This is a genomic window from Frankia sp. CcWB2 (assembly GCF_977927585.1).
This window is the reverse complement of sequence record NZ_CDWRCM010000329.1, coordinates 1-2586: the sequence shown is the minus strand read 5'-3', so window position 1 is coordinate 2586 and position 2586 is coordinate 1. Positions and strand designations below refer to the sequence as shown.

The window sequence follows — 2586 nt, the reverse complement described above, 5'->3', positions numbered from 1 at the left end:
GCCCCGGCGCGGGCCCGCGCCGCCCGGTCCGGTCCGCGGCCGGTCGTCCGCAGGGCGGACCGGGCGGCGGCGGCCAGCAGCGCCCGGCCCGGCGGGAAACGACGCAGCCCGGACAGGGGGAACGACAGCGCCTGCCCCACACGGATGCCGCGGTCGACGCCGCCGATATACGTCGCGACGTCGGTCAGCGCCGGCGCGAGCCGGGGCAGGGTGAACGGCTCCCCTCCCGACCACAGCACCGCCGGGTGTCCCCGCCGGCCGCCCGACCCGCCGGTGACCTTGCCGGACGACCGGAAGGACCGCACCTCGCGGGCGAGCGGGCGCTCGACGAGGACGCCGCCGCGTAGCACGATGACGGGCTCGGTCAGCGCGGCCAGCAGGGTCGCCCGCGTTCCGCTGCTCATCCCGAGAGCGCCCGTGACGAGGTAGCCGATGTCGAGGCGGCGGGCCTCGCCGCCGGCCGCCTGCAGGGCCAGTGCTCCGGCGAGGTTGCCGGGGACGAAGTCGAAGCCGGCGCCGGGGATCAACGCCGCCCCGGACGCCGCCGCCCGCGGGCCGACCTCGGTGAAGACGTGCCGCAGGAATGCGCCCTCCCCGGAACAATCCAGGTAGTGCGCGCCGACCGCGGCCGCCGCCGCCACGACCGGCCGCCCGAACCGGCGGAACGGGCCCACCGTGGAGACGAGCACGTCCCCGGTGCCGAGCCCGAGCAGGCGGGCCAGCGACGCGCCGCTGGGCGCGCCCCGAGCCTTCGTCCGGTCGGCCGCGTCAGCCACGCCGGCCGGGGTAGTCGCGTCGACCACGGCGGTCCCCAGGCCGTCGTAGGCGGCGGCGAGGGCACGGACCCTGGTCTCCGTGCGGCCGGCGAGGACAGGTCGGTGCCCGACAGCCACGAGTTCTGCGGTCACCAGCCGGCCGGTGTAACCGGTCGCGCCGAACACTACGATACGGGCCGTCATGGGTCCCGACGTTATGCCCATCTGTCGAAGGTGGCCCTTGAGACGTTACTTTGGCGCGTAGCGGCCTGCACACCCCACAATGATGCGCACCCGTCCGAGGAGGCGCGTGTGCGTAAGGTACTGGTTGCAAATCGTAGTGAGATCGCCGTCCGTGTTTTCCGAGCTGCTCAGGAACTGGGCCTGCGCACGGTGGCGGTCTACACGCCCGAAGACGTTTCCGCGCTGCACCGGACAAAGGCGTCCGAGGCCTACGAGATCGGTGGCCCCGGGCACCCGGTGCGCGGATACCTGGACATCGACGCCCTGCTCGCCGTGGCCAAGCAGGCGGAGGCCGACGCGCTGCACCCCGGCTACGGCTTCCTGTCGGAGTCGGCGGTGCTCGCCGAGGCGTGCGCCACCGCCGGCATCACCTTCGTCGGACCGCCCCCGGCGGTCCTGCGGCTGACCGGGGACAAGGTCGCCGCCCGGGACGCCGCGCTGGCCGCCGGGCTGCCGGTGCTGCGCGCCTCGGTGCCGCTGCCGGACGGCGCCGGGGCGCTCGCCGCCGCCGAGGAGGTCGGCTTCCCGCTGTTCGTCAAGGCCTCCGCCGGTGGCGGGGGGCGCGGCCTGCGGCGGGTGGAACGCCTCGCCGACCTCGCCGACGCGGTGGCGAGCGCGTCCCGGGAGGCCGCCGCCGCCTTCGGGGACGGCACGATCTTCCTGGAGCAAGCGGTGGACCGGCCGCGCCACATCGAGGTCCAGATCCTGGCCGACGCCTACGGCAACATCATCCATCTGTACGAGCGGGACTGCTCGGTGCAGCGCCGGCACCAGAAGGTCGTGGAGATCGCCCCGGCGCCGCGGCTCGATGAGGCGGTCCGGGCGAGCATCTGCGCCGACGCGGTGCGGTTCGCCCGGCATGTCGGCTATGTCAATGCGGGCACGGTCGAGTTCCTTCTCGGCGCCGACGACCGGTACACGTTCATGGAGATGAATCCCCGGATCCAGGTCGAGCACACGGTCACCGAGGAGGTCACCGGGGTTGATCTGGTTGCGGCGCAGCTGCGGATCGCCGACGGGGAGAGCCTGGCCGGCCTCAACCTCGCCCAGGAGCAGATCGTCCTGCGCGGTACCGCCATCCAGTGCCGGGTCACCACCGAGGATCCCTCGGACGGCTTCCGGCCCGACACCGGGACGATCAGCTTCTACCAGTCACCCGGCGGTCCGGGGGTGCGCCTCGACGGCGCCACGTACCCGGGGGCCGAAGTCAGCCCGTACTTCGACTCGTTGCTGGTGAAGCTGACGACCCGGGGTAACACGCTGGAGAAGGCGGCGCGGCGCGCCCGGCGGGCGCTGAACGAGTTCCGGGTCCGCGGGGTGCGTACGAATATCGACTTCCTGGTGCGGCTCCTCGCCGACCCCGGCTTCCTCGCCGGCGGGGTGAGCACGTCGTTCATCGACGAACGGCCGGAGCTGCTCGCTCCCGGCAAGGGGACGGACCCGACCAGCCGGCTGCTGGCTCGCCTCGCCGAGAGCACGGTGAACGGATTCCTGCTCCCGGCGGTCGCCCTGGCCGACCCCCGGGAGCTGCTGCCGCCCGCGCCCGCGCAGGTGGCGGCGCCCCGCGGCACGGCGCCCGGCGGCACGC

The 2586-nt window shown here is 74.2% G+C and carries 2 protein-coding genes; one reads left to right on the top strand and one right to left on the bottom strand.

Annotated elements, in window-relative coordinates; translation table 11 throughout:
* On the bottom strand, positions 1-959 hold a 959-nt coding region (locus ACY45C_RS21240), incomplete at its 3' end, for a saccharopine dehydrogenase NADP-binding domain-containing protein (RefSeq protein WP_462189319.1).
* A 108-nt stretch (positions 960-1067) separates the two neighbouring features.
* Between ACY45C_RS21240 and ACY45C_RS21235 the strand changes: the two genes are divergently transcribed.
* Positions 1068-2586 (top strand): ATP-binding protein (locus ACY45C_RS21235; protein ID WP_462189318.1); only part of this gene is annotated, 1519 nt, incomplete at its 3' end.